Consider the following 22,279-nt stretch of genomic DNA (forward strand, 5'->3'; position numbering starts at 1 on the left):
CCCCATGACACTCGACATCAAAATTTGCGGGCTGAAGACGGAGGAAGCGCTCGACGCGGCGCTCTCCGGCGGCGCGACGCATGTCGGCTTCATTTTCTTCGAAAAGAGTCCGCGCAATGTCGATGCGGACACAGCCGCGGCGCTTGCCGCAAAGGCGCGTCAGAAACTCGCGGTTCCCGTTGTGGTTACGGTCGATGCGGACGACGCGGCGCTTGCCGAGATCATCGCCACGGTCCAGCCGGGCATGCTGCAACTGCATGGCGACGAGCCTCCCGAGCGGGTAGCGGACGTGCGGGCGAAATTCGGTCTGCCGGTGATGAAGGCGCTGGCCATCCGCGATGCGGCAGATCTCGAGAAGATCGTGCCCTACCGGGGCATCGCGGACAGGTTCCTGTTCGACGCGAAGGCGCCGGCAGGATCGGAGCTTCCGGGCGGTAACGGCATCTCCTTCGACTGGCGGCTGCTGGACGCGGTTGACCGCGATGTGGATTACATGCTTTCCGGCGGGCTCGATCCGGAAAATGTCGCGGAAGCGGTTGTGATTTCGGGGGCGCGGGCGCTCGATGTGTCGTCGGGGGTGGAAAGCGCGCCGGGCGTCAAGGATAAAGGCAGGATTACCGCATTCCTGCGCGCGGCGCGGGCCGCAGACCCCCAGAACCGGGAGATTGAGCATGAACAAGCCGGTTGAACCGAATTCCTTCCGCACCGGCCCCGACGAACAGGGCATGTTCGGAATCTTCGGCGGACGCTTCGTCGCCGAAACGCTGATGCCGCTTATCCTCGACCTTCAGGAAAAGTGGGAAGAGGCGAAGAACGACCCCTCGTTCCGGGCCGAACTCGACTCGCTCAATGCCCATTACACCGGCCGCCCGTCGCCGCTCTACTTCGCCGAGCGCCTGACGGAGCATCTCGGCGGCGCGAAGATCTACTTCAAGCGCGACGAGCTCAATCACACCGGATCGCACAAGATCAACAACTGCCTCGGACAGATCCTTCTGGCGCGCCGGATGGGCAAGACGCGGATCATCGCCGAGACCGGCGCCGGCCAGCACGGCGTCGCTTCGGCCACCGTCGCTGCGCGTTTTGGCTATCCGTGCCATGTCTATATGGGCGCTACCGATGTCGAGCGGCAGGCGCCGAACGTGTTCCGCATGAAACTCCTCGGGGCCGAGGTGACGCCGGTCATGTCAGGCCATGGAACTCTGAAGGACGCCATGAACGAGGCGCTGCGCGACTGGGTGACCAACGTGGAGTCCACCTATTACCTGATCGGCACAGCCGCCGGGCCGCACCCCTATCCGGAAATGGTGCGCGACTTCCAGTCGGTGATCGGCAACGAGACGAAAGAGCAACTCATGGCAGCCGAAGGCCGTCTGCCGGACATGCTGGTTGCCGCGGTCGGCGGGGGATCGAACGCGATCGGCCTTTTCTATCCGTTCCTCGACGACAAGGATGTGCAGATCGTCGGAGTAGAAGCAGGCGGCAAGGGCCTCGAAGGCGAGGAGCATTGCGCGTCGCTGACCGCGGGCGCGCCGGGCGTGCTGCACGGCAACCGGACCTATCTGCTGCAGGATGGCGACGGCCAGATCAAGGAAGGCCACTCGATATCGGCCGGGCTGGACTATCCCGGCATCGGGCCGGAACATAGCTGGCTAAAGGAAACCGGCCGCGTCGAATACGTGCCGATCATGGACACCGAAGCGCTGGAGGCGTTCCAGCTGCTGTGCAGGGTCGAGGGCATCATACCGGCGCTCGAGCCATCCCACGCGCTGGCGGAAGTCGTCAAACGCGCGCCGAAAATGGGCAAGGATCAGACCATCGTCATGAATTTGTGCGGGCGCGGCGACAAGGACGTCTTCACCGTCGGCAAACATCTGGGTTTCGAGCTATGACCGTTTTCGAGATCTTCCGTTCGAAGCAGAATCCCCTGCATTACGTCGCCATCGTCGAGGGCGACAAACAGGAAAACGCGGTGGGCGTGCGCACGAGCCAGAATCTCGAATTTCTGACCCGCGTTCCGGACGATGGCGAGCCGCGGATCGCATTCGATCCGCGCGAGGCGAAGTCGCGAATCGCGAGGAACGGCTTTCACGCCTTCGCGGTCACGATCGAGTTTCGGGAACACGCGGATTGAGAGCCAATTTCATGCCGGGGAACCGACAATGACAGAGCGTATGGACAGACAGTTTGCGAGGCTGAGGGACGAAGGACGACCTGCGCTCGTTACCTTCGTGATGGGGGGCGATCCCGACTACGAGACCTCGCTTGCGATCCTCAAGCGGCTGCCCGCGGCGGGAGCGGACGTGATCGAGGTCGGCATGCCGTTTTCCGACCCGATGGCGGACGGCCCGGCTATCCAGGCGGCGGGGCTGCGGGCGCTGCGCGCCGGACAGTCGCTGGCAAAGACCATCGCGATGGTTGATGAATTCCGCAAGCACGATTCGGACACGCCGATCGTGATGATGGGCTATTACAATCCGATCTATGTCTATGGCGTCGAAAGGTTCCTTTCGGATGCGAAACAAGCCGGTGTGGATGGGCTGATCATCGTCGATCTGCCGCCGGAGATGGACGAGGAACTATGCGTTCCGGCGCTGAAGGCCGACCTCAATTTCGTCCGCCTTGCCACACCGACGACCGATGATGCAAGGCTTCCCGCCGTGCTCGCCAACACGTCGGGCTTTGTCTACTACGTCTCGATGACCGGGATCACCGGCGCCAGCATCGCCAATACGACCGCGGTCGGCGAAGCGGTCACCCGGATCAAGCGTCATACACAACTGCCGGTCTGCGTCGGCTTCGGCGTGAAGACGGCCGAGCAGGCGAGGGTGATCGGACGCGACGCGGACGGTGTTGTCGTCGGCACCGCAATCGTGCAGGCGATCGCCAATACGCTCGACGGCGACAACAAGGCGACGTCCGACACGGTCGAGGCCGTCGCCACGCTTGTCGGCGGACTCGCCGCAGGCGTTCGCGCCTCGCGCCTTGAAGCCGCCGAATAGACGGGCCACATTAGCCTTCACGACTTAACGGGACGCTCCCATGAACTGGATCACCAGCTACGTTCGCCCGCGACTGAACTCGATGCTCGGCCGCCGTGAGATGCCGGAAAACCTCTGGATCAAGTGTCCCGAGACCGGCGAGATGGTGTTCCACCGGGAACTGGAGGAAAACCAGTGGGTCATCCCGGCATCGGGATACCACATGAAGATTTCGGCCAAGGACCGACTGAAGCATTTCTTCGACGACGGCGAATTCGAGATCGTCACCAACCCCGCCGTCGCCGTCGATCCGCTCCGGTTCCGGGACCAGAAGAAATACGCCGACCGACTGCGCGAGAACAAGCAGAAGACCGGCCTCGATGATTCCATCGTCAATGCGCTGGGTTCGCTCGAGGGTCTTCCGATCGTCACCTGCCTGCATGATTTCAGCTTCATGGGCGGCTCGCTCGGCATCGCCGCCGGCGAGGCAATCATCAAGGGCTTCGAGACAGCAGTGGAGAAAAAGCGCCCGATGGTGCTGTTCGCCGCGTCCGGAGGCGCGCGCATGCAGGAGGGTATCCTGTCGCTGATGCAGTTGCCGCGCACCACGGTCGCGGTCGAGATGCTGAAGGAGGCAGGGCTTCCCTATATCGTCGTGCTGACCAACCCGACCACCGGCGGCGTGTCCGCCTCCTACGCCATGCTCGGCGACATCCATATCGCCGAACCCGGTGCGGTGATCGGCTTCGCCGGCGCCCGCGTGATCGAGCAGACGATCCGCGAGAAGCTTCCGGAAGGGTTCCAGCGGTCGGAATACCTGCTCGATCACGGCATGGTCGACATGGTCGTGCACCGCCACGAGCTGCGGCCGACGATCGGGCGGTTGCTGCGGATGATGATGAAGCAGCCCGCCCTGGCGGACACGGGCGCCGACGTCAAACCCGCGAACACATTGCCCGCCCCGTCAACCGGGGCCGATCCGGTCACCGGCGAGACCACCCCCGAAACCGCGACCGAACCGGCGCAATAATCATCGCTTCGGCATTCCGACAGGATCCATCGTGACCTCCCCGGCAGAACGCCAGACACCGCCCTTGCCGTCGGCCGAATCCGACAGCGCAGCGGCGCGCGAAATCGACCGGCTGATGGATCTGCATCCGAAGGGTTTCGACCTTTCGCTCGATCGCATCACCCGCCTTCTCGCCCGGCTGGACAATCCGCAGAAGCGGATGCCGCCCGTCATTCACATCGCCGGGACGAACGGCAAGGGATCGTGCGCGGCGCTGTGCCGCGCGCTGCTGGAGGCGTCGGGCCGCTCGGTTCACGTCCACACCTCGCCGCATCTCGTCCGCTGGCACGAGCGCTACCGGATCGGGCGCGCGCACGGGCCGGGCGAATTCGTCGATGACGCCGTTTTCGCCGACGCCATCCGGCGTGTGGCCGACGCCAATGGCGGCGAACAGATCACCGTCTTCGAAATCCTCACCGCCGTGATGTTCGTGCTGTTTTCGGAGCACTCGGCGGATGCGGCGATCGTCGAGGTCGGTCTTGGCGGCCGCTTCGACGCGACCAATGTCATCGACGATCCGGCCGTCAGCGTGATCATGCCGATCGGTCTCGATCACGAAGCCTATCTCGGCGACAGGATCGAGCTGATCGCCATGGAAAAGGCCGGAATCATGAAGCCCGGCCGGCCGGTGGTGATCGGCTTTCAGGACAATGACATCGCCCGCGAGGTGCTGGCCGACGCGGCCGGCCGCCTCGGTTGCCCCGCCGCCGTGTACGGACAGGATTTCTACGCCTACGAGGAACACGGGCGCATGGCGTTCCAGAGCGACATCGGCCTGATGGACCTGCCGATGCCCCGGCTGGCGGGCCGTCACCAGATATCCAACGCGGCGGCCGCCCTGGCGGCCGTATCGGCGGCGGGGTTCGACATTGCGCACGATGCCGCCGAGCAGGCGATGGAGAACGTGCAATGGCCGGCGCGCATGCAGCGCCTGACCGACGGCAACCTAGTCGCCCTGCTGCCGGAGGGGTCGGAGTTGTGGCTTGATGGCGGGCACAACCCGCATGCCGCACAAATGATTGCCGAGGCGCTGGCAAACATGCAGGACAGGGCGGAAAGACCGGTCTTCCTGGTGACGGGCATGATCGACACCAAGGACGCCCGCGGCTATTTCCGCGCCTTCGAAGGCATGGTGCGGCATGTCTTTACCGTTCCTGTCCCCGAGAGCGATGCGGGGATCGATCCAAAGACCCTTGCCGAGGATGCGCTGGAAGCCGGCCTTTCCGCCCAGCCTATGGAGAATGTCGCCGAAGTGCTGCGCCTGCTGGGAGAAGGCTGGAACCGGCTCGAGCCGGCGCCTCGCGTGCTGATCGGCGGATCGCTCTACCTCGCCGGCGGCGTGCTTCGCGACAACGGCACACCGCCTGTCTGATTTCCGCTCGCATCAACGAAAAAGCCCGGCGTTCGGGCCGGGCTCGTTTCACGGACAATCCGGAGCGGATCAGTTGGTCGCGTTCTTGATCCAGTCCATGAGCTTCGCTTTCGGGGCCGCTCCGACCATCTGGTCGGCGATTTCGCCGTTCTTGAACATCAGCAGCATGGGAATCGACCGGACGCCATACTGGACCGCAAGGTCCTGATTCTCGTCAACATTGACCTTGGCGATCTTCACGGCGCCGTTCATCTCGGTCGAAATCTCCTCGAGCGCGGGCGAGATCATCTTGCACGGACCGCACCATTCCGCCCAGAAATCCACGACCACCGGTGTATCGGAGCCGAGAACGTCTTCCTGGAAGTTGCTGCCGTCGATCTTTACGGTCGCCATGATGGGCACTCCTGTCTGTTTGTTCGCCTTAATCTGGGTATCACCGCGACTGTTTCAAGGCCAACATTCCCACCCGCGGCGTTCTCAGAGACTGTTGAAAACGGCGAGCGATTCGTCAAGCAACGCGCGCGGCAAGGCGATCATGCGGGGCGCGGCCGTATAGAGCAGAAAGGTCTCTACGGTCTTTTCGGGATAGAGCGGGGCGACCAGCCCCCGATAGAGTGCCATCTGGCGCAAATAGGTGTCCGGGACGTGTTCGGCGGCGGTGGGGGGCGCGGCATTGGTCTTGTAGTCGACGATGAGGACCCGGTCGCCATCGACGGCGATCCTGTCGATCACACCCGATACCGCACGCCGTTCGCCGCCAAGCGTCAGCGTTCCCATTACCGGCGCCTCAGCGGCCGAGTTTTTGCCGAATAACGCGGCGTGCGCGGGATCGTCGATAACCGAGAGCGCCTGGGAGACGACGTCTTCTATCTCGTCCCCCGACCAGCGGGTTTCGAGTCGGCGGCAATACTCGACCGCGCGGACGGGCCGTTCCTCCGGTTCGACGGAGGGTAGCATTTGCAGGAGGCGGTGTATGGCGAGGCCCCGCTTTATGGCGAAGGACGGCGAACCATCGACCGAATCAACGGTGAGCAGCGACGGCGTCTCTTCGGCTTGCGCGGTATCGCGCTCCTGCTCGACCGCAATGCCGGAGGCGCCGGAAGGCGACAAGGGGCGCGGCAGGGGCGGCTCGCGCTCGACCCGGTCCGAAAACCAGTCCGGAAGTGAAACGGTCTGTGACGTACCGGCCTTTTCGCTCGCTTCGGACATGACCGCAGGCGCCTTCGTCACCTGAAAGCGCAAGGCCTCGAAGTCCGAATAGGCGACCGTGCGTGAAAACGGAGCGAGTGCACGCTCAACCACCCCATGCCAGGTGTCGCCCTTGCCTCCGCGCTTGCCGGCATAGCCGGCCATGATGAGCCTGTCGGCGGCCCGCGTCATTCCCACATAGAGAAGACGGCGATACTCCTCCCCGGCTTTGCGGGCGACTTCCGCGCGCGCGGCTTCGGTCACGTCCGATTTCGGACCGCCGGAACAGTTCCAGAGGATGATCTCTTTGCCCTCATTCGCCTTCGCCTCGAGGAACCGGCTCTCGTTGCCGGCGCTGTGCGGTGGCGCGCCACGGTCGACAAGAAAGACGACCGGAGCCTCGAGCCCCTTCGCCCCGTGCACCGTCATAATGCGCACCTGTGCCTGCGCCGGGTCCATTTCGCGTTTGATCTCCGGACTCGCCGTTTCCAGCACCGAGACGAAGTTCTGCAGCGACGGCAGGCCGGCGCGTTCCTGCGCCAGAGCGAAGCGCATGAATTCATCGAGCATGTCGGGCGTTTCCGGGCCGAGGCGGCCGGTCAGTTTCTCGCGGCCGTTCTCCCCGGCAAGTATCGAGGCATAGAACTCGTATACCGGCAATGTTCGGCCACGCTCGCGCCATGCGTCGAGAACAGCGCATACCGCCCGCAATCTGCTGGAACCCTCTGCCTTGCGGCGCAGCGCCACGAACAGCGGCTCGCGGCCCCGATCGTAAGCAACCGCGAACAATGTTTCCTCATCGAGATCGAAAAGGGGGCTGCGCAGCACCGCCGCCAGCGACAGATCGTCCGCCGGCTGGAGAACGAATTTAGCGAGCGCCAGCAGATCGAGCACCGCGATGTGATCGGTCATCCGCAGACGATCCGCGCCGGCGACCGGAACCCCGTGGTTCTTCAGCGCGCGCGACAAGGTGCCTACAAAAGCATCGCGCGAACGGACGAGAACGAGGATGTCGCCGGCTGAAATCTTCTCTCCGGTTCCTTCGAGCCGTTCTCCGCTTGCGAGCCAGTCCGCAATCGTGGCCGCCACCCGTCCCGCGACGACGACCGAAGGAAGAGGGGGCGCGTCGACCGGCGCCGTCCAGTCCGTCGGCTCGTCGTCATCGCTGGCGCGTTCCATCGGCCAGATTTCGACCCGGCCGGGCTGGTCCGTGCGCAGCGATACGTGCCGCGTCGGACGCTCGTCCCGGGAGACGCCAGCACGATTGGTCTCATGCTCGAACACCGTGTCGACAGCAGTCAGCACATCCTGCGTGGAACGGAACGAGGTCTGCAGGGGCATGTTCTCGAACCCCTCAGGACCGAACACATGGCGCGCCTTCCGATAGACGGCTTCCCCCGCTTCGCCGAAGCTCGCCGGATCGGCGCCTTGAAACGAGTAGATCGACTGCTTCTCGTCCCCCACAGCAAACAGCGTCCGGCGCACGTCCCGCGCGGCCTGTCCGTCGAAGAACTCGTCGGTCAGCGAGCGGATCACCGCCCATTGGACCGGGCTGGTATCCTGCGCCTCGTCGACAAGGACATGGTCGATCCCCTGGTCCAGCTTGTAGCGAACCCAAGCGCCGACATCGGGGCGGAGCAGCAATGTCGCCGTCCGCTCGATCAGATCGTCGAAATCGAGATAGCCGCGCGCCCGTTTCAACCGCTCGTAGCCCTCCAGCAGGCGATCGACCACCGCCAATGCGGCGAGCGTGTTGTCGATCTGGGAAAGCAGAGCGATCCGGTCACGCGCTCTGCCGGCCGTTTCCAGGGCGGATTCATAAGCCAGCTCAAAATCAGGAACCGTCAGCACCGCCTTGTCATTGAAGAGCGTCCCTGTCGCTCGCTGCTTGCCCGCGGCGGTAAAAAAAAGCGCCAGGCATTGCGCGTATGCGCCGGGCGGATCGGTTTCGACGGCATCCAGGGCGGCAAGAAACCCCTCGGCGAAGTTCCGTCCCGTCTTGGCGCTGACCCCCGCCGATGCTTCCAGCACCTGGCGAACCACCGGCCGGCAGGCCGTCAGCGAAGAAAGAGCCCCTGCGATGATCCGCTCCGCGGTGTCATCGTCGTTGAACCCGAACGCATCCAAGTAATGTTCCCGCCGCGTCTCGGCCGGCCCGATCTCCCGCAACAGCGCGGTCAGTTTCGACCGGCTTTGAATGGCCTCGTCCAGCAATCCGTCGAGTCCGCTCTCTCCGGACAGCTCGATAACCGTGCGGAATGCCGCGGCGAGATCGCCCCCGGTATCGCCGTCGATATGCGCGAGCATCTCGGCGCGGGCCTGGCCCAGAAGCGCGTCGACCATCTCCGTATCGGGCTGCTCGAAATGGCCGGGAACATTGGCCTCCAGCGGGAAACGATGGAGGAGCGCGTCGCAGAAGGCGTGAATGGTCTGGATCTTCAGCCCGCCGGGCGTTTCCAGCGCGCGCGCAAAAAGGTTCCGCGCGAACGCGATGCGGTCGCTGTCCGGCGTCCGGTTTTCCAGTTCTTCGAGGGTTTTGCGCAGTTGCGCCTCGGGCATGGACACCCACTCGCCGAGCCGCCTGAACACCCGGTCCTTCATCTCGGCAGCGGCGGTCTTGGTGTAGGTGAGGCAGAGAATGCGGGACGGATCGGTTCCGGCGAGCAAGAGGCGGATCACGCGAGTCGCCAGAACGTATGTCTTGCCGGAGCCGGCGTTGGCGGACACCCACACAGACTTCACAGGATCGGCGGCCACCGCCTGGCGCGCGAGCGTGTCCCGGTCCGGGAGCGCTCGCGGCCGGCTCCTTGCGTCACTCATCGCCATCACCATCGCCCGCAGACCATTCGTGAAACCGCGCGAGATGGTCGTAGTCGCCCGCGCGCCCGCGCATCTTTTGCGGCATGCGGCGCGAAAGATATCCGTTGGCCGGCTTGCCGTAATAGGCGAGCATCCGGGTCAGTTTCTCCCAGGCTTCCTCGCTCAGCGCTTCGGGGTCGGCGTCTCCTGCTTCCTTGCTGCCCTTCAGCACGTCCTTCGCTTCGACGTCGCCCTTGGAGCCGACCTTGACGTATAGCATTCCGGAAATGCCGATGGCGCCGGCCTCTGCGAAGGCACTGCGGCGGAGCAACGCGCCTTCGAGCGGCAATTGCGGTGAAAGAAGCGCCTGGACCGCCTTTGCGGAAGGCTGGCTGCCGGTCTTGAAATCGATAATGTCGACCGTGCCGCCGTCCAGTATATCGAGCCGGTCAGCCCGGCCGCGCAGGCGAACCCCGGTCGTCGCAACTTCGGTCGGGCGTGCATCGGCCTCCGCCAGCCGCGTGCGAACGCCGGCCGCGCGCCCCGCCTCCCATGCGGCAATGCCTTTGACGCCCGCCTCGATCCGCGGCCACCAGACCGCCTGAATGTCAGCCGGATAATCTTCTTCGGCAAACAGTGTTTTTGCGACATCAACCATGCGGGCAGGAGCGTCGGGCGCGAGCGGGTCGATTCTCTCCCGCACCAGCGCCTCGAAGATGGCGTGGAACAGCGAGCCCCGCTCGGCGGCGGCCGGATCGCGCACGAGATCCTCCAGCGGCTCCAGCTTCAACACGCGCTTTGCGTAGACGGCATAGGGGTCGCGGATCAGTGTCTCGACCTCCGTTACCGAGATAGAGTCGGGCCGGGCCGTGAGTGGCGGTGCCGGACAGGGGCGCGGCGCAAAGTCGGTGGGGCGGCCCTCCTCCAGCAATCGCGCGATCTGCACATAACGGTGTCCTTCCGCCTGCATGCGGCGGGTCGCCTCTTCACCGGCATAGGTCGTCATCCGCTGCAGCCAGCGCGATGCGATCGAGGGTGCGCCTTCGGCCCGTTCGGAGCGCGACAGGATCACGCGACGCTGACCCATCGCCATCTGGAAATCATGCGCCGATAGCCCGATCCGTCGCTCCGGAGGTTCAAGGCCCAGTCCGGCCTTCATGCCACGGGTCAGGAACTGGTCGTTGCGGGTCTGGCCGGGCCACGTGCCCTCGTTCAGTCCGCCCATCACGATCAGGTCCACGGTCTGCAGGCGGGCTTCCAACGCTCCCCAGATCGAGATTCGGGGATGGCCGCCCGGCGCCGGCTTTACCGCGACATCGGCAGCCAGGGCGCTTACCGCCTGCGGCCAGTCGCCCGCGCTCATGGAAAGCGATACGTCAGTTGCCATCAGGCCGGAGAGGAACGCTCTCAGCACAGCGCCGTTTTCATCGTCATAAATGTCCCGGTGAAGCCTGTTTTCATCCCGGCAAACCGTTTCCAGCACCTCGACTGTCGCGCCGACCAGAGCCGGAAATGGAACCTGTCCGCTGCGGCGTCGAAGGGAGCACAGGGGTTCGAGCGCAGCCTCGATGCGGCGCGAAAACGCGATCAGGCCTTCGACCTCGTCGACGGAGAGAGCATTCAAACGCCGCGTCAGGCGTGGATTGCGGCGCTCGTCCTCCACCAGCCGCGCGGCGGCGAAATCGGCAAGGTTGCCCGGATCGATGCGCCCGGTTCCGCCGCGCAGGATCGCCACCTCGAAGAGATCGACCCAGTGACGGTGCTCATTGGCCAGCGCCGACATCCGCACGAACGGATGCTTCAGCAGGGCGAGCAACGTCGCCGGATCACCGGCGCCGAAAACGACGTCGAGTACGAGTGTCAGCAGCTTGCCCTGCAAGGTCGAGGCGAGCGGTGTGCCGCCAGTGTCCGTCGCCGCGATCCCGTATCGGGCGAGTTCGGCGACCACGCGGCGCGCCAGATCGCGGTCGGGTGTGACGAGAGCCGCGGTCGCCTTCGGCTCGTGGATGGCCTCGCGCAGCGCGGCGGCAATGGCGGCGGCCTCCAGATGTTCGTTCGGTGCCTGCAGCAGCGCGACGCCCTCGAAGGCGGTGTCGGCCAACGCCTCGCGCGTTTTGGACCAGAGATGGGTTGTCCCGGAAGGACGGAGCGCCTCGGCCACCCATAGGCGGCGCGCCTCCAGGCCTGCGTCCGCGACTGATCTGAGCGGCACTATCGCGTCGTGGGAAATGCCGATTCGCCCGACAAGCTGATGCAACCCGTATTGCGGATGACCGACCACCGAGGCGATATCGTCACGCGAAGCAAGCATCTCCCGCGACGCGTCGTCCATATCCCGGTCGAATCCGGGCAAGACCACCGCGCCCATCGGAAGACGGGCGATGGCGGCGATCAGTTCCGCGGTTGCCGGAATGGTGCCGGTGGAGCCGGCAACGACGACCGGCCCGGGCGGGGGATTGCGCTTCAGGCGTTCCGCTTCCGCCAAGAGCCTCCGGTTCCGGTGCTCGCCCGCGTCGATGGCGTTGCGTGAGGCAAGGATGTCCGGCCACTCGCGGCGCATGATCTCCAGAAACGCCAGCGTCACCTTCCACCACTCCGACAGTTCGGAGGTGTCGAGCGCCGAGAGGTCGGAGACCGCCACCCGGCCGGTCGAGAACTGGTCCATCAGATCGGCGAGGTCGCGCGCGAGCCAGAACGCATCCGCCGTCGAAACGGGCGTGCGGATGTCCTCGTCTCCGTAGAGCGAACCGACGTCGATCGTGAGGTGCCGGGTCCACTGGCCAATCAGCGCGCCGAGCAGCAGCAGGCGCTCGCCGCGGTCGATCGCCGGCGGAATCGTGATCGCCGCCGCGCCATCGCCCTCGAATAAATCGGCATTATCGTCAAATTCACCAAGCGGTTTGACGCGCGGCAACATCACCGTCTCGCCGCCGAGATGGTCGAGGAATGCCGATCTCAGTTCGCGCGCCGCGCGCCGGGTCGGAACATAGATCGTCACCGCTGAAAGCTGCAGCGGATCGCCCGTGAAACGGAACCCCTCGACCAGCCGGCCTTCGCACAATGCGCTCGCGACTCCCGGCAGAAAAGGTACGCCGGGCGCAATCGTGAAGACGCGCGGTTGAACGTATTCGGCCAAACGATTTCGCCTTTCAGGATCGCATGTCTGATTCCGTCCGCAATCTCGGCTGCACGCCCCTTCGGGTCAATCGCGAGACGTCGCCCCCAACTCGGCGAGCTTGCGTTCCGCCAATGGCAAGGCATCTGGCGTTCCGACGGTAAACCAGTGGGCATCACTCATGAGATGACCAAAAAGCCGGCCGTCGGCGATGGCGCGGTCGTAATACACATTGAGCGAATGCGGTTCGGCGGACGCCCCATGAAAAATTGTCGGATTGTAGATCGTCGCACCGGCATAAAGGAGCCCGTCAGGATGCGACTTGTCGGTTGCGCGCCGCAGCCTTCCATCTGAATCCATGAAAAAATCGGTGCCTCCAGGATGCCCGGTCGTATCGGCCAGCGGGCACAGCATCAGGAGAATGTCCATGCGTTTCGGATCGAACCGTTCGATCATCGCCGGCAGATTAGGACGCCCCCATTCGTACCAGAAAGTGTCGGCGTTGAGCAATGCAAACGGCTCGGGGCCGAGCATCGGCAACGCCTTCACGACACCGCCGCCGGTCTCCAGAATTTTGTCGCTTTCGTCGCTAATCATGACATCCGGATGCCCGCGCCGCTCGCAATGCGCGACGACCTGATCGCCGAGATAATGAATATTGACCACCGCTCGGCGGATTCCAGCTTCCTCGACAATGTCGAGCGAGCGGTCGAGCATGGTGCGGCCTGCCACCGGTACCAGAGGCTTGGGCACCGAATCGGTGATTGGACGGAGACGCTTACCGAGGCCGGCTGCAAGGAGCATAGCCATTTTTACCGCAACGCCCATCAGGACCCCACCCCGATCTGCGCCGTCAGCACTCCGTGTGACTGGTACCAGACGGCCAACTCTTGCAGCGCCGGGTGGCGAAGGTTCCTCTCAAGGTAAGACTGCAGCCGGGGGATATGCTGCAGGTAGCCGGGTTTACCGTCACGTTCATCGAGCCTAACGAAGATGCCAAGTATCTTGGTGGTGCGCTGGGCGCCAAGAACCGCAAACGCCTCCCGAAACGCTATCTCGTCGAACCCGCTTTCGCCGGCCCGTATCTGGCAATAGTGATCCAGCAATCCGTCCTGCAGTTCTTCCGAGACATCGACGCGGGCATCCTGGACCAAGGAAACTACGTCGTAGGCCACCGGGCCAATCAGCGCGTCCTGGAAATCTATCAGGCCAACCCGGCCCGCGCCGCGGGTGCTTTCGTCGAAAATGATGTTGGGCGAATGAAAGTCACGCAAGAGCAGACCCATCTCCGCCGATTGCAGCGATCGGTGGCGCTCCGTCCATAATCGGCGGAAAGCAGCGCGATCAGCATTCGACAAACGATGGCCCTCGGCACGGGGGACGAACCAGTCAATCAAGAGTTCGGTCTCGATAAGGAAGGCATCGCGATCAAGTTCGGGAATCACGTGCACCCGGTCACCGACGGTTATCTCGCGGGGCCACTTCGTGGCGTGGATCGCGGCGAGACATTCGACCGCGGCCCGATAGCGGCTAGGGTCAGGCGATCCTTTTAGGTCTAGGATCCCCTCTGCTCCCAGATCTTCAAGAAGAACAAACCCTTGATCGAGATCGAACGCGTATATCTCCGGCGCGCGAAAACCCTTCCGACGCAGGACTTGACCGATGGCGACGAAGGCCGTCACGTCTTCTGCAAGATGGGCGATGGCTGAATAGGATTTGCCGTGGCGCACCGGCGGGCCATCGGGTTGCCGTGGCGCGTTCATGAGGATTTCGTTCGCGGCACCTGCCGTGATCGTCTCATAGGTCCGGGTCGATGCATCGCCGAGGAGGAATGACCTATCGGCGTTCTCGCGGCCGTGCCTTTCAAGAAAGGCGCGGATCGAGCGGCTTCGGTGCAACCGCCGCATGAAGTCCTTTCGCGCCGAGATTCGCAGAACGCGCCCTTCCGGATCGTCCGGCCACTCCGCCAAGGAAAGCGTGACGGCGCCGGTCGGCAGGTTGCCGTCTGCCTTCTCCGGCCATTCGATGATCGCCACCCCTATGTTAACGGCCTCCTGCAGACCCAATTCGTCAATCTCGGCGGGGTTTGCTATCCGGTATAAGTCGACATGTGCGATCGGAAAGCGCAGTTCGTAATTCTGGACGAGCGTGAATGTCGGACTGGGCACTTCCAGCGAACTGTCCCCCGCCAGTGCGCGAATAAGCGCGCGGGCGAAGGTCGTCTTTCCCGCGCCGAGATCGCCCTTCAAAAGGAGGCAGTCACCGATCCTCAGCGCCATGGCGACGTCTGCTGCGAATCCGCGCAACTGCTCTTCCGTGGCGAAAAAGATCCTCTCGCCGGTGATGTCGGGCTTCTCGTTCAAGCGTGTCTTTCCGGATGCGGTGCGTCCACCCTACTCGGCCGCGACGCGCACTCCTGGCGGAACCTGCGGAAACCGGAGAACAACCTCGGTGCCACGACCCGCCGACGAGTTGATATCGATCTCGCCGTCATGAAGCGACACAAAACTTTTAGCAAGCGAAAGGCCGAGACCGGCACCTCGGCGGCGTCCGATCTTTCCCGTCTGGAAGGGATTGAAAATATCGTCCAGCGCCTCGACGGGAATGCCGGGACCGCCATCGCGTACCTTGAAGACAATTCCGTCCTCGCCACGCTCGCAGTCAAGAGTGACGGTCGAACGCTCAGGCGCGAAATCCGCGGCGTTGCTGAGCACGTTGAATATCACTTGCCGGAGCCGCGCGGCATCCGCGAAGATGGAACCGGTATCCGGCGCAACCCTGACCACGAGATCGATCCCGTGCTCGGCAAAGCGCGGCTGCATGGCCTCCGTGACGTCGCGGATGACCGGCTCGACCTCCACTTCAATGAAATCGAGTTCCATGATGCCGGCATCAATTGTCGCCAGATCGAGAATGTCGTCGACAATCACCATCAGCGCCTCCGAGGAAGAGGCGATGTGGTCGACGTAATCGCGCTGCTTGGCGTTCAGGGATCCCGGGACGTCGCTCTGCAGAAGAGCAGTGAACCCGGAGATGTTGGTCAGCGGTGTGCGCAGTTCATAGGACACGTGATGCACAAATCGGCTGCGCAGCTGCGCGGTGCGCTCCAACGCCTCGTTTCTCTCACGCAGCGCACGTTCAACCTGATCGGATGCGGTGACGTCGACGAATGTTATCATGGTCTGACCATTCGGCAGCGGAACAACCATCCAGGAGAGTGTCACGTCACCGACCGGCGTTCGGCCCGTCTCTTCGCCGCGATCATCGGCGAAGCTGGTAACAACGGCGGCGAAATGGTCCCACGGCTCTTCATCACCGGAGCGGTCGCGGCAAGTTTTTGCTATCTCTGAAATATGCACACCCTCGCGCTGCGTCAGTTCTTCGAGTCCCCAGAAACGCGCGAATGCGGGATTAGAAAGCTGCAGCTTACCGTCCGATCCGAACACAGCCACTCCTTCAGCCAGATGATCGAGCGATTCGCCTTGAACTCGCACGAGCGTCTTGTACCGGCTCTCGAGATCAATGCGCTCCGTTAGATTTTCGAACACCCAGGTCAGCCCGCCCTTGGGATGTGGATTGGCGATCACGCGCACGGTCTGTCCGTCGGGCAGGTGCCACCAGTGCTCTTGGGGTTCGATTGCCTGATAGGCGGATAGGACGGTGTTCTTCCAGCGCCGCCACTCCGGCTGCTCCGGTAACTTGCCCTCGGCCCGCAGCGTGTCGAGAAGCATTCCAGTATCAGGCTTCGACTCCAGAAACCGGGATTCGAGACCCCAAAGTTTCTGGAAGGCCTGGTTAAAAAACCGCAGCCTTGCATTTTCATCGAACATCGCAACGGCGGTGGTCAGTTCGTCCAGCGTTTCTTCATGGCTGCGGATCGTGTTGCCTAGCTCCCTCCGTATGGCATCAAATTCGGTCTTGTCGACTGCAAGTCCTGCAGAACCCCACGGGCCGCGTGCATCGACCACGTCGAACACCAGCCGGTCCCCATCGACGACCGTCGATATTGCAGCTTTGAATGCCCCGCCGCGTTCCCGCCCGTCCGATATTTTCTGCAAGGCCTGGCTACCAAACAGTTCTGAGGTTTCCGCGACGACCTCCGCCGAGGTTTCATGCCGGGTCGCCTTGGCGAACGCCTGGTTGACCCAGGTAAGCTTGCCTTGTGAATCACGCAGCCACACCGGAGCGTTCAGTGCATCCAAAAGCTCCTGAAGTGTTTCCAGCGTCTGCACGACGCGATTGTGGTCAAGCGCGAGCTGGGCTTTTTCCGCGCGCTCCCCGGATAGGTTTGAAAAGCGCACCACGGCGCTCGAGCCGTTTGTCCGGCCGATGACTTCAAGAGGCGCTCCGCCGCGCGTCTCGACCGTATCGACAAACGGTCGCGCTTCATCGCGAAGGTCCGTGATCAGCCGTTCGATGCGCGCCGCGGAACCGGGCTCAAGCCACCGCCCGAACGCCAGAAAGCCGGCGCGGTCAGAGGGGGCTCCGGTGGTGGCTTCCAGCGCGCCGATGACGGCAGGCTTCTTGTCACGGTCTTCCCAAATCACGGCGCGCTGACCCTCGGTCGTGGCGAGTGCCTCGAGTTGACTCGTATGAGCGTTCAGAACAACAAGCTTTGCTCGCAGCGTTTCGTTCTGATGCGCGATCCGCCCACGTTCGCGGATCAGCCAAAGTGCGGATGCCAGAGCCGCCGTCATTGCGCCGGCAAACAATGCAAACTGGACGACTTCCGGCGTGCCCAGCGAAAAGCCAACGATATCGCTTTCCGGATAAGCGAAATCCTGCGCCCAGGACCGCGTATCGGCCATCAGCGTCGCCAGCAATGCCGGTGCAGTCAAACGAACGATACGGACACGAAGCGTGCTCCCGGCGCATGGTCGATTTGCATCTTGCCTCAACGGCATTGTGTCCCCTCGCCGCAGGCGCTGGATATAGCCACTTCATGCAGCTTCCACGCGGACATATCGCGAACCGCTCGCCCCGCATACCGGCCCGCGAATCATTCCAAAATACCCGCGGAGGGATTCGCCGTGAAGCACCCGACGGGCAAAAAATTGGCCGGAGGCGCTTTTGCGCCTCCGGCCACCAGATGTTGCGCCGAAAAACTGGATAATCAGTATCTGTAGTGTTCAGGTTTGAACGGGCCCTTGGACGAGACGCCGATGTAGGACGCCTGCTCTTCAGACAGCTCAGACAAGCGTGCACCCAGCTTGTCGAGATGCAGCTTCGCAACCTTTTCGTCGAGATGCTTCGGCAGGACGTAGACTTCATTATTGTACTGATCACCGCGCACGAAGAGTTCGATCTGCGCGAGAACCTGATTTGTGAACGAGGCCGACATCACGAAGCTGGGATGCCCCGTGGCATTGCCGAGATTCAGCAGGCGGCCTTCGGACAGAAGAATCATCCGGTTCCCTTTCGGGAACTCGATCATGTCGACCTGCGGCTTGATGTTCGTCCACTTCAGATTGCGCAGTGCTGCGATCTGAATCTCGTTGTCGAAATGGCCGATATTGCCGACAATCGCCATGTCCTTCATCTCGCGCATGTGGTCGAGACGGATGACATCCTTGTTTCCTGTCGTGGTGATGAAGATGTCGGCCGTGGAGACCACGTCTTCCAACTGGACAACCTCGAAACCATCCATCGCAGCCTGAAGCGCGCAAATCGGATCGATCTCCGTGACCTTCACCCGGGCGCCGGCGCCGCGCAGTGACTGGGCGGAACCCTTCCCGACATCACCGTAACCGCAGACGACTGCCACCTTACCTGCCATCATCACGTCGGTCGCGCGCCGGATGCCGTCGACAAGCGATTCCTTGCAGCCATACTTGTTGTCGAATTTGGACTTGGTCACCGAATCGTTGACGTTGATCGCCGGGAACGGCAGGAGGCCCTTCTGCTGCAGCTGATAGAGACGGTTCACGCCGGTCGTTGTTTCCTCCGTAACCCCGCGAATCGCGTCGCGCTGGCGGGAAAAGAAGCCTGGCGAGGCGGCGAGGCGCTTGCGTATCTGGGCAAAGAGGATTTCCTCCTCTTCAGACCCAGGGTGCGACAGAACGTCCTCGCCGGCTTCCGCGCGGGCCCCGAGAAGAATGTACATCGTAGCGTCGCCGCCATCGTCGAGGATCATGTTGGACGGCTCACCATCCGGCCAATGGAAAATCTGGTCGGTGTAGGTCCAGTAATCCTCGAGGCTTTCGCCCTTGACCGCGTAAACTGGCGTACCCGTCGCGGCGATGGCGGCGGCGGCGTGATCCTGAGTCGAGAAGATATTGCAGGACGCCCAGCGCACGTCGGCGCCAAGTGCCTTCAGTGTCTCGATCAGTACGGCGGTCTGAATGGTCATGTGCAAGGAACCGGTGATGCGGGCACCCTTGAGAGGCTGGCTCTCACCGAACTCGTCGCGGCAAGCCATGAGGCCCGGCATTTCCGTCTCGGCGATGTCGATCTCCTTGCGGCCGTAATCCGCGAGACCGATATCGGCGATTGCATAATCATTTCCACTAGACATGCGCAAACTCCTTCGATTTGCGGGGTGCCTAGCAGAGACCGGCTGCACTGACAATCGTTATATAAGGAAATCTTTATATCCTGATCTGGATATTATTCATCCTCACCAAATTTGTCCGTCAGCAGCTCGGCGATCGCCTCAATTGCGGCCTCGGCGTCGGGGCCCGTGGCCGCAACCTCAATCGTGCTCCCGGGCCCGGCTGCCAGGAGCATCAAGCCCATGATCGAATTTCCGTGAACTGAAAGCCCATCTCGCGAAACGACGATTTCGGCCTCGAAAGTCTCGACGAGCTTGACGAACTTCGACGACGCACGCGCATGAAGTCCGCGTTTGTTCGTAACCACGAGAACACGGATCGACTTCTTGTCCTGATCCTGCAAGTGCATCTACTTCGCGGCCAGAATCTGGCTGGCCACATTGATATATTTGCGGCCGGCCTCGCAGGCCTGCGTGAGGGCGTCTGCCATGGGCGCCGTCGCGCGAGCCCTCGCCAGCTTGATCAGCATCGGCAAGTTCATGCCCGCAAGAATTTCGATTCGACCGGTCTCCATGACTGAAATCGAAAGGTTCGACGGAGTGCCCCCGAACATGTCGGTGACGATGATCACGCCCTCGCCGCTGTCGGCATCCCCGACTCGGGCCAAAATATCGCGCCGGCGCTGCTCCATGTCGTCGTCGGGACCGATACAGACAGTTTCAAACTGATCCTGAGGGCCGACGACGTGCTCCACGGCGCTTTTGAACTCAACAGCAAGGCTTCCGTGCGTCACAAGCACGACACCGATCATCCTGTTCTATCTCCCAATACGGCCCGCCCAGAAGTGTTTCCGCCCGCAAGACTAATGGCGGGCCAAAACCGGCCTGCAACATGACCAGCAAAATAGGGCCGTGACAAGACCCCCCCGGGTGTCCGGATCCTCGGCGGCTTCAGATCACGCTCGCGGCTAGCCCGAGCCAACCAAGAACCGCGAGCGCTGATGAAGCCGGCGTACCGGCCAACAGGGCCATCTCGGGGACTTCAACGCCGTGCAGTGTCAAGTGACGCCCGGGATCAGCAACCCGCTCGGCTTCGTCTGCGGGGCACAGCGCGACTGCAAGCGCAAGCCGCGTCTCCGGCCGGTGGCGCCCGGGCCCAACCGCCGCGACGCCGTACCCGCGGAGCTCTACTAATCCGGCGATGCGATCGGGCACTTTTGCGACCAAACAACCGGTGTCGACATCACCCGACACGAAGGCATAGTCATCGGCCACCAGCGCCACCGGAACCGAAGCGACGCGGCAACGGTGCATCAGTTCGAGGGCGAGCGCTGTCTTGCCGACGCCTGAGGGTCCGTGGATCATCACGCCGCGACCGTCGATTTCAATGACAGTCACGTGTTCGAGGGTAGTTTCGCCAAGGGCGGAGTTCTTCGGTCGGCGGGTCATTCGCGCGGCAGCCGGAGGACGAACCGGGCGCCGGCGATTCGCCCGTCATCCTCAACGATGTTCTCGGCAGAGAGCGTCCCGCCATGCGCTTCCGCGATTTGCCGCGAAATCGAAAGGCCCAACCCCGAATTACGGCCGAACTGGTCTGCTCCGGGGCGGTCGGTGTAGAATCGCTGGAAAATCTTCTCGGCGTTTTCCGACTGAATGCCGGGGCCGTTATCGTCGACCGTGACGACCACGTGGCGGGAAGTGGACGACAGGTGCAGATCGACGCGACCGTCATCGTCCGGCGCGAACGACATGGCATTTTGTACCAGATTAGTGATGATCTGGCCAATCCGCAGCTCGTGGCCGTTGACGAAATAGCTCTTCGAACCGTGACGCCGCTTGTCCACATGGAGCTTCAAGACCCGCGAACCGTTGCGGCTGCTCTGACCGAGAATTCCGGAAAGTTCGCGAAGAAGCCGCTCGAGGTCGACCTCCTTGGCGTCCTCCCGCACCAGTTCGGCATCAAGCCGCGAAGCGTCAGAGATATCGGTGATGAGGCGGTCAAGACGGCTCACATCGTGCTGAATCACGTCTGTCAGCCGCTTGCGTGTCTCCTCGTTGCGCGCAAGAGGCAAGGTCTCAACGGCGCTGCGCAGCGAGGTCAGTGGGTTCTTCAGTTCATGACTGACATCGGCGGCGAAACTCTCGATGGCGTCGATGCGCGCATAGAGTGAATTGGTCATCTCGCGCAGCGCCACAGAAAGGTTGCCGATCTCATCCTGGCGATCGGAAAAATCCGGAATTTCTTCTCGCAACCGGATGCTCCGGCGAACCCTAACCGCTGCCGCCGCCAGACGCCGCAAGGGAGTGGCGATGGTTCCCGCCAACAGGAAGGAAAGAATTACATTGACCACCACGGCAACGAAAAATACCCGCATCATCGCAAATCGTTCGGCCTCGACAATCTTGTCGATATCGCCTCCCTGGGTCGACAATTGCAGAACACCCAGAACGGCGCGGAAACGTTGGACAGGCACCGCCACCGACACGATCAACTCTCCGTGTTGGCTGATCCGCACGACCTGCGACCGGCCGCCGGCGAGCGCGCTCATGACTTCGGAATAGGCTGTGCCGCTGCCGCCCGGCTGCTCGACGTACACCGTCAGATCGCGGCGACGGAAGATGTACGAGACGGCTTTGCCTAGACGGTCCCAGATATCGAGATCTCCCCCATCGACCGAGGGAAGATCGTAACGGAGCACTTGTCCGCCGGAATACAGATGACGCGAATCAAGCAGCAGGTTGGCGTCCCGGTCATAGATGCGCGCACGCGTCCGAGTGGGGGAGATCAGGCGCCGAAGCACCGGCGCAACCCGCTCCGGATTGATCGGGAAATCGAGATTGTCGAACCTATCGGCATTCGGCACGATGCTTTCACCGGCCTGCAATTCGAGCAGCTTGTCGGGATCGATCAGAATGCCGTTGGTTTCGACGTTTGCCGACGCGGCGATGGCACCGGCGATGATCTCCCCCTGGGTCATCAAGCTTTCGACCCGGGCGTCTATGAGCCCGTCGCGGAACTGGTTGATGTAGAGAATACCCGACATCAGGACGCCAAGCGCGGCGAGATTCAGGAACAGAATGCGGCGCGTCAGAGACGAAAAAAGGTAATGTCCGAAGACTCGGCGAAGCGGACGCACAATTCCGGGCAGAGTCCGTCGCTTTGGTCGACGTTTGCTTTTCAGATCGGCCGTCTGTGTCCCGTAGCTGATATGATCAGTCTCGACCGCCATTGCCTTCCGTCTAGCCCGCCTGCTTTACTCCGTCG

Annotated in this window: 17 protein-coding genes; 6 read left to right on the forward strand and 11 right to left on the reverse strand. The window is 62.8% G+C overall.

Translation table 11 applies throughout. From position 1 onward, the window contains the following. The first annotated feature begins 4 nt into the window (after positions 1 to 4). From LC298_RS03785 to LC298_RS03810, 6 genes are all read left to right on the forward strand, one after another. Positions 5 to 688 carry a phosphoribosylanthranilate isomerase gene (locus tag LC298_RS03785; RefSeq protein ID WP_131564534.1) on the forward strand — a complete coding sequence of 228 codons (684 nt, stop codon included), beginning with the start codon at positions 5 to 7 and terminating at the stop codon, positions 686 to 688. Continuing rightward, complete coding sequence (gene trpB, locus LC298_RS03790) at positions 672 to 1,892, forward strand: tryptophan synthase subunit beta (RefSeq protein ID WP_131564532.1); 1,221 nt, start codon at positions 672 to 674, stop codon at positions 1,890 to 1,892. The genes LC298_RS03785 and trpB overlap by 17 nt, the downstream gene beginning before the upstream one ends. Then, complete coding sequence (locus tag LC298_RS03795; RefSeq protein ID WP_131564530.1) at positions 1,889 to 2,134, forward strand: hypothetical protein; 246 nt, start codon at positions 1,889 to 1,891, stop codon at positions 2,132 to 2,134. Before trpB ends, LC298_RS03795 begins: the two co-directional genes overlap by 4 nt. 28 nt (positions 2,135 to 2,162) lie before the next feature. Continuing rightward, on the forward strand, positions 2,163 to 3,002 hold the full coding sequence (gene trpA, locus LC298_RS03800) for a tryptophan synthase subunit alpha (RefSeq protein WP_131564528.1): 840 nt from the start codon (positions 2,163 to 2,165) through the stop codon (positions 3,000 to 3,002). Positions 3,003 to 3,042: 40 nt separating this feature from the next. Further along, positions 3,043 to 4,011: an acetyl-CoA carboxylase, carboxyltransferase subunit beta gene (gene accD / locus LC298_RS03805; protein WP_131564526.1), complete on the forward strand. Its 969-nt coding sequence runs from the start codon at positions 3,043 to 3,045 to the stop codon at positions 4,009 to 4,011. 115 nt (positions 4,012 to 4,126) lie between these two features. Beyond that, positions 4,127 to 5,422, forward strand: a complete 1,296-nt coding sequence (locus LC298_RS03810; protein WP_131565806.1) for a bifunctional folylpolyglutamate synthase/dihydrofolate synthase — start codon at positions 4,127 to 4,129, stop codon at positions 5,420 to 5,422. A 69-nt stretch (positions 5,423 to 5,491) separates the two neighbouring features. Here LC298_RS03810 and trxA read toward each other — a convergent pair whose 3' ends face one another. From trxA to LC298_RS03865, 11 genes are all read right to left on the reverse strand, one after another. After that, positions 5,492 to 5,815: a thioredoxin gene (trxA, locus tag LC298_RS03815; protein WP_131564524.1), complete on the reverse strand. Its 324-nt coding sequence runs from the start codon at positions 5,813 to 5,815 to the stop codon at positions 5,492 to 5,494. Positions 5,816 to 5,899: 84 nt separating this feature from the next. Beyond that, the gene (gene addA / locus LC298_RS03820) at positions 5,900 to 9,430 is read right to left on the reverse strand and encodes a double-strand break repair helicase AddA (protein WP_158284655.1); all 3,531 of its coding nucleotides are present in this window, start codon (positions 9,428 to 9,430) and stop codon (positions 5,900 to 5,902) included. After that, positions 9,423 to 12,545: a double-strand break repair protein AddB gene (gene addB / locus LC298_RS03825; RefSeq protein WP_131564520.1), complete on the reverse strand. Its 3,123-nt coding sequence runs from the start codon at positions 12,543 to 12,545 to the stop codon at positions 9,423 to 9,425. The genes addA and addB overlap by 8 nt, the downstream gene beginning before the upstream one ends. A gap of 66 nt (positions 12,546 to 12,611) precedes the next feature. Beyond that, a complete protein-coding gene (locus LC298_RS03830) occupies positions 12,612 to 13,334 on the reverse strand; it encodes a nucleotidyltransferase family protein (RefSeq protein ID WP_223385522.1) in 723 nt (240 codons plus the stop codon). 17 nt (positions 13,335 to 13,351) lie between these two features. Continuing rightward, the gene (gene tsaE / locus LC298_RS03835; RefSeq protein WP_223385523.1) at positions 13,352 to 14,887 is read right to left on the reverse strand and encodes a tRNA (adenosine(37)-N6)-threonylcarbamoyltransferase complex ATPase subunit type 1 TsaE; all 1,536 of its coding nucleotides are present in this window, start codon (positions 14,885 to 14,887) and stop codon (positions 13,352 to 13,354) included. A gap of 30 nt (positions 14,888 to 14,917) precedes the next feature. After that, positions 14,918 to 17,332 (reverse strand): sensor histidine kinase, encoded by a 2,415-nt coding sequence (locus LC298_RS03840; protein WP_223385524.1) that lies wholly within the window; start codon positions 17,330 to 17,332, stop codon positions 14,918 to 14,920. Between the two features lie 305 nt (positions 17,333 to 17,637). After that, entirely contained in the window at positions 17,638 to 19,038 is a 1,401-nt protein-coding gene (ahcY, locus tag LC298_RS03845) for an adenosylhomocysteinase (protein WP_131564514.1), read from the reverse strand. Positions 19,039 to 19,130: 92 nt separating this feature from the next. Continuing rightward, positions 19,131 to 19,424, reverse strand: a complete 294-nt coding sequence (locus LC298_RS03850; protein WP_131564512.1) for an HPr family phosphocarrier protein — start codon at positions 19,422 to 19,424, stop codon at positions 19,131 to 19,133. After that, complete coding sequence (locus LC298_RS03855) at positions 19,425 to 19,826, reverse strand: PTS sugar transporter subunit IIA (RefSeq protein WP_131564510.1); 402 nt, start codon at positions 19,824 to 19,826, stop codon at positions 19,425 to 19,427. A gap of 139 nt (positions 19,827 to 19,965) precedes the next feature. Next, positions 19,966 to 20,463, reverse strand: coding sequence for an HPr kinase/phosphorylase (locus tag LC298_RS03860; RefSeq protein WP_131564508.1), 498 nt, complete (start codon positions 20,461 to 20,463; stop codon positions 19,966 to 19,968). Then, positions 20,460 to 22,244 carry a sensor histidine kinase gene (locus LC298_RS03865; protein WP_131564506.1) on the reverse strand — a complete coding sequence of 595 codons (1,785 nt, stop codon included), beginning with the start codon at positions 22,242 to 22,244 and terminating at the stop codon, positions 20,460 to 20,462. Before LC298_RS03865 ends, LC298_RS03860 begins: the two co-directional genes overlap by 4 nt. Positions 22,245 to 22,279: the final 35 nt, after the last annotated feature.

The sequence above is a fragment of the Oricola cellulosilytica genome (assembly GCF_019966575.1).
GTDB lineage: Bacteria > Pseudomonadota > Alphaproteobacteria > Rhizobiales > Rhizobiaceae > Oricola > Oricola cellulosilytica.

What these genes read in the sequence shown, in the direction of transcription:
- LC298_RS03785 (WP_131564534.1), top strand. Translation starts at nt 5, where the DNA reads ATGACACTCGACATCAAAATTTGCGGGCTGAAGACGGAGGAAGCGCTC.
- trxA (WP_131564524.1), bottom strand. Translation starts at nt 5,815, where the DNA reads ATGGCGACCGTAAAGATCGACGGCAGCAACTTCCAGGAAGACGTTCTC.
- LC298_RS03850 (WP_131564512.1), bottom strand. Translation starts at nt 19,424, where the DNA reads ATGCACTTGCAGGATCAGGACAAGAAGTCGATCCGTGTTCTCGTGGTT.
- trpA (WP_131564528.1), top strand. Translation starts at nt 2,163, where the DNA reads ATGACAGAGCGTATGGACAGACAGTTTGCGAGGCTGAGGGACGAAGGA.
- trpB (WP_131564532.1), top strand. Translation starts at nt 672, where the DNA reads ATGAACAAGCCGGTTGAACCGAATTCCTTCCGCACCGGCCCCGACGAA.
- LC298_RS03795 (WP_131564530.1), top strand. Translation starts at nt 1,889, where the DNA reads ATGACCGTTTTCGAGATCTTCCGTTCGAAGCAGAATCCCCTGCATTAC.
- LC298_RS03810 (WP_131565806.1), top strand. Translation starts at nt 4,127, where the DNA reads ATGGATCTGCATCCGAAGGGTTTCGACCTTTCGCTCGATCGCATCACC.
- LC298_RS03830 (WP_223385522.1), bottom strand. Translation starts at nt 13,334, where the DNA reads ATGGCTATGCTCCTTGCAGCCGGCCTCGGTAAGCGTCTCCGTCCAATC.
- LC298_RS03855 (WP_131564510.1), bottom strand. Translation starts at nt 19,826, where the DNA reads ATGATCGGTGTCGTGCTTGTGACGCACGGAAGCCTTGCTGTTGAGTTC.
- LC298_RS03865 (WP_131564506.1), bottom strand. Translation starts at nt 22,244, where the DNA reads ATGGCGGTCGAGACTGATCATATCAGCTACGGGACACAGACGGCCGAT.
- LC298_RS03860 (WP_131564508.1), bottom strand. Translation starts at nt 20,463, where the DNA reads ATGACCCGCCGACCGAAGAACTCCGCCCTTGGCGAAACTACCCTCGAA.
- LC298_RS03840 (WP_223385524.1), bottom strand. Translation starts at nt 17,332, where the DNA reads ATGGCCGATACGCGGTCCTGGGCGCAGGATTTCGCTTATCCGGAAAGC.
- accD (WP_131564526.1), top strand. Translation starts at nt 3,043, where the DNA reads ATGAACTGGATCACCAGCTACGTTCGCCCGCGACTGAACTCGATGCTC.
- addA (WP_158284655.1), bottom strand. Translation starts at nt 9,430, where the DNA reads ATGAGTGACGCAAGGAGCCGGCCGCGAGCGCTCCCGGACCGGGACACG.
- ahcY (WP_131564514.1), bottom strand. Translation starts at nt 19,038, where the DNA reads ATGTCTAGTGGAAATGATTATGCAATCGCCGATATCGGTCTCGCGGAT.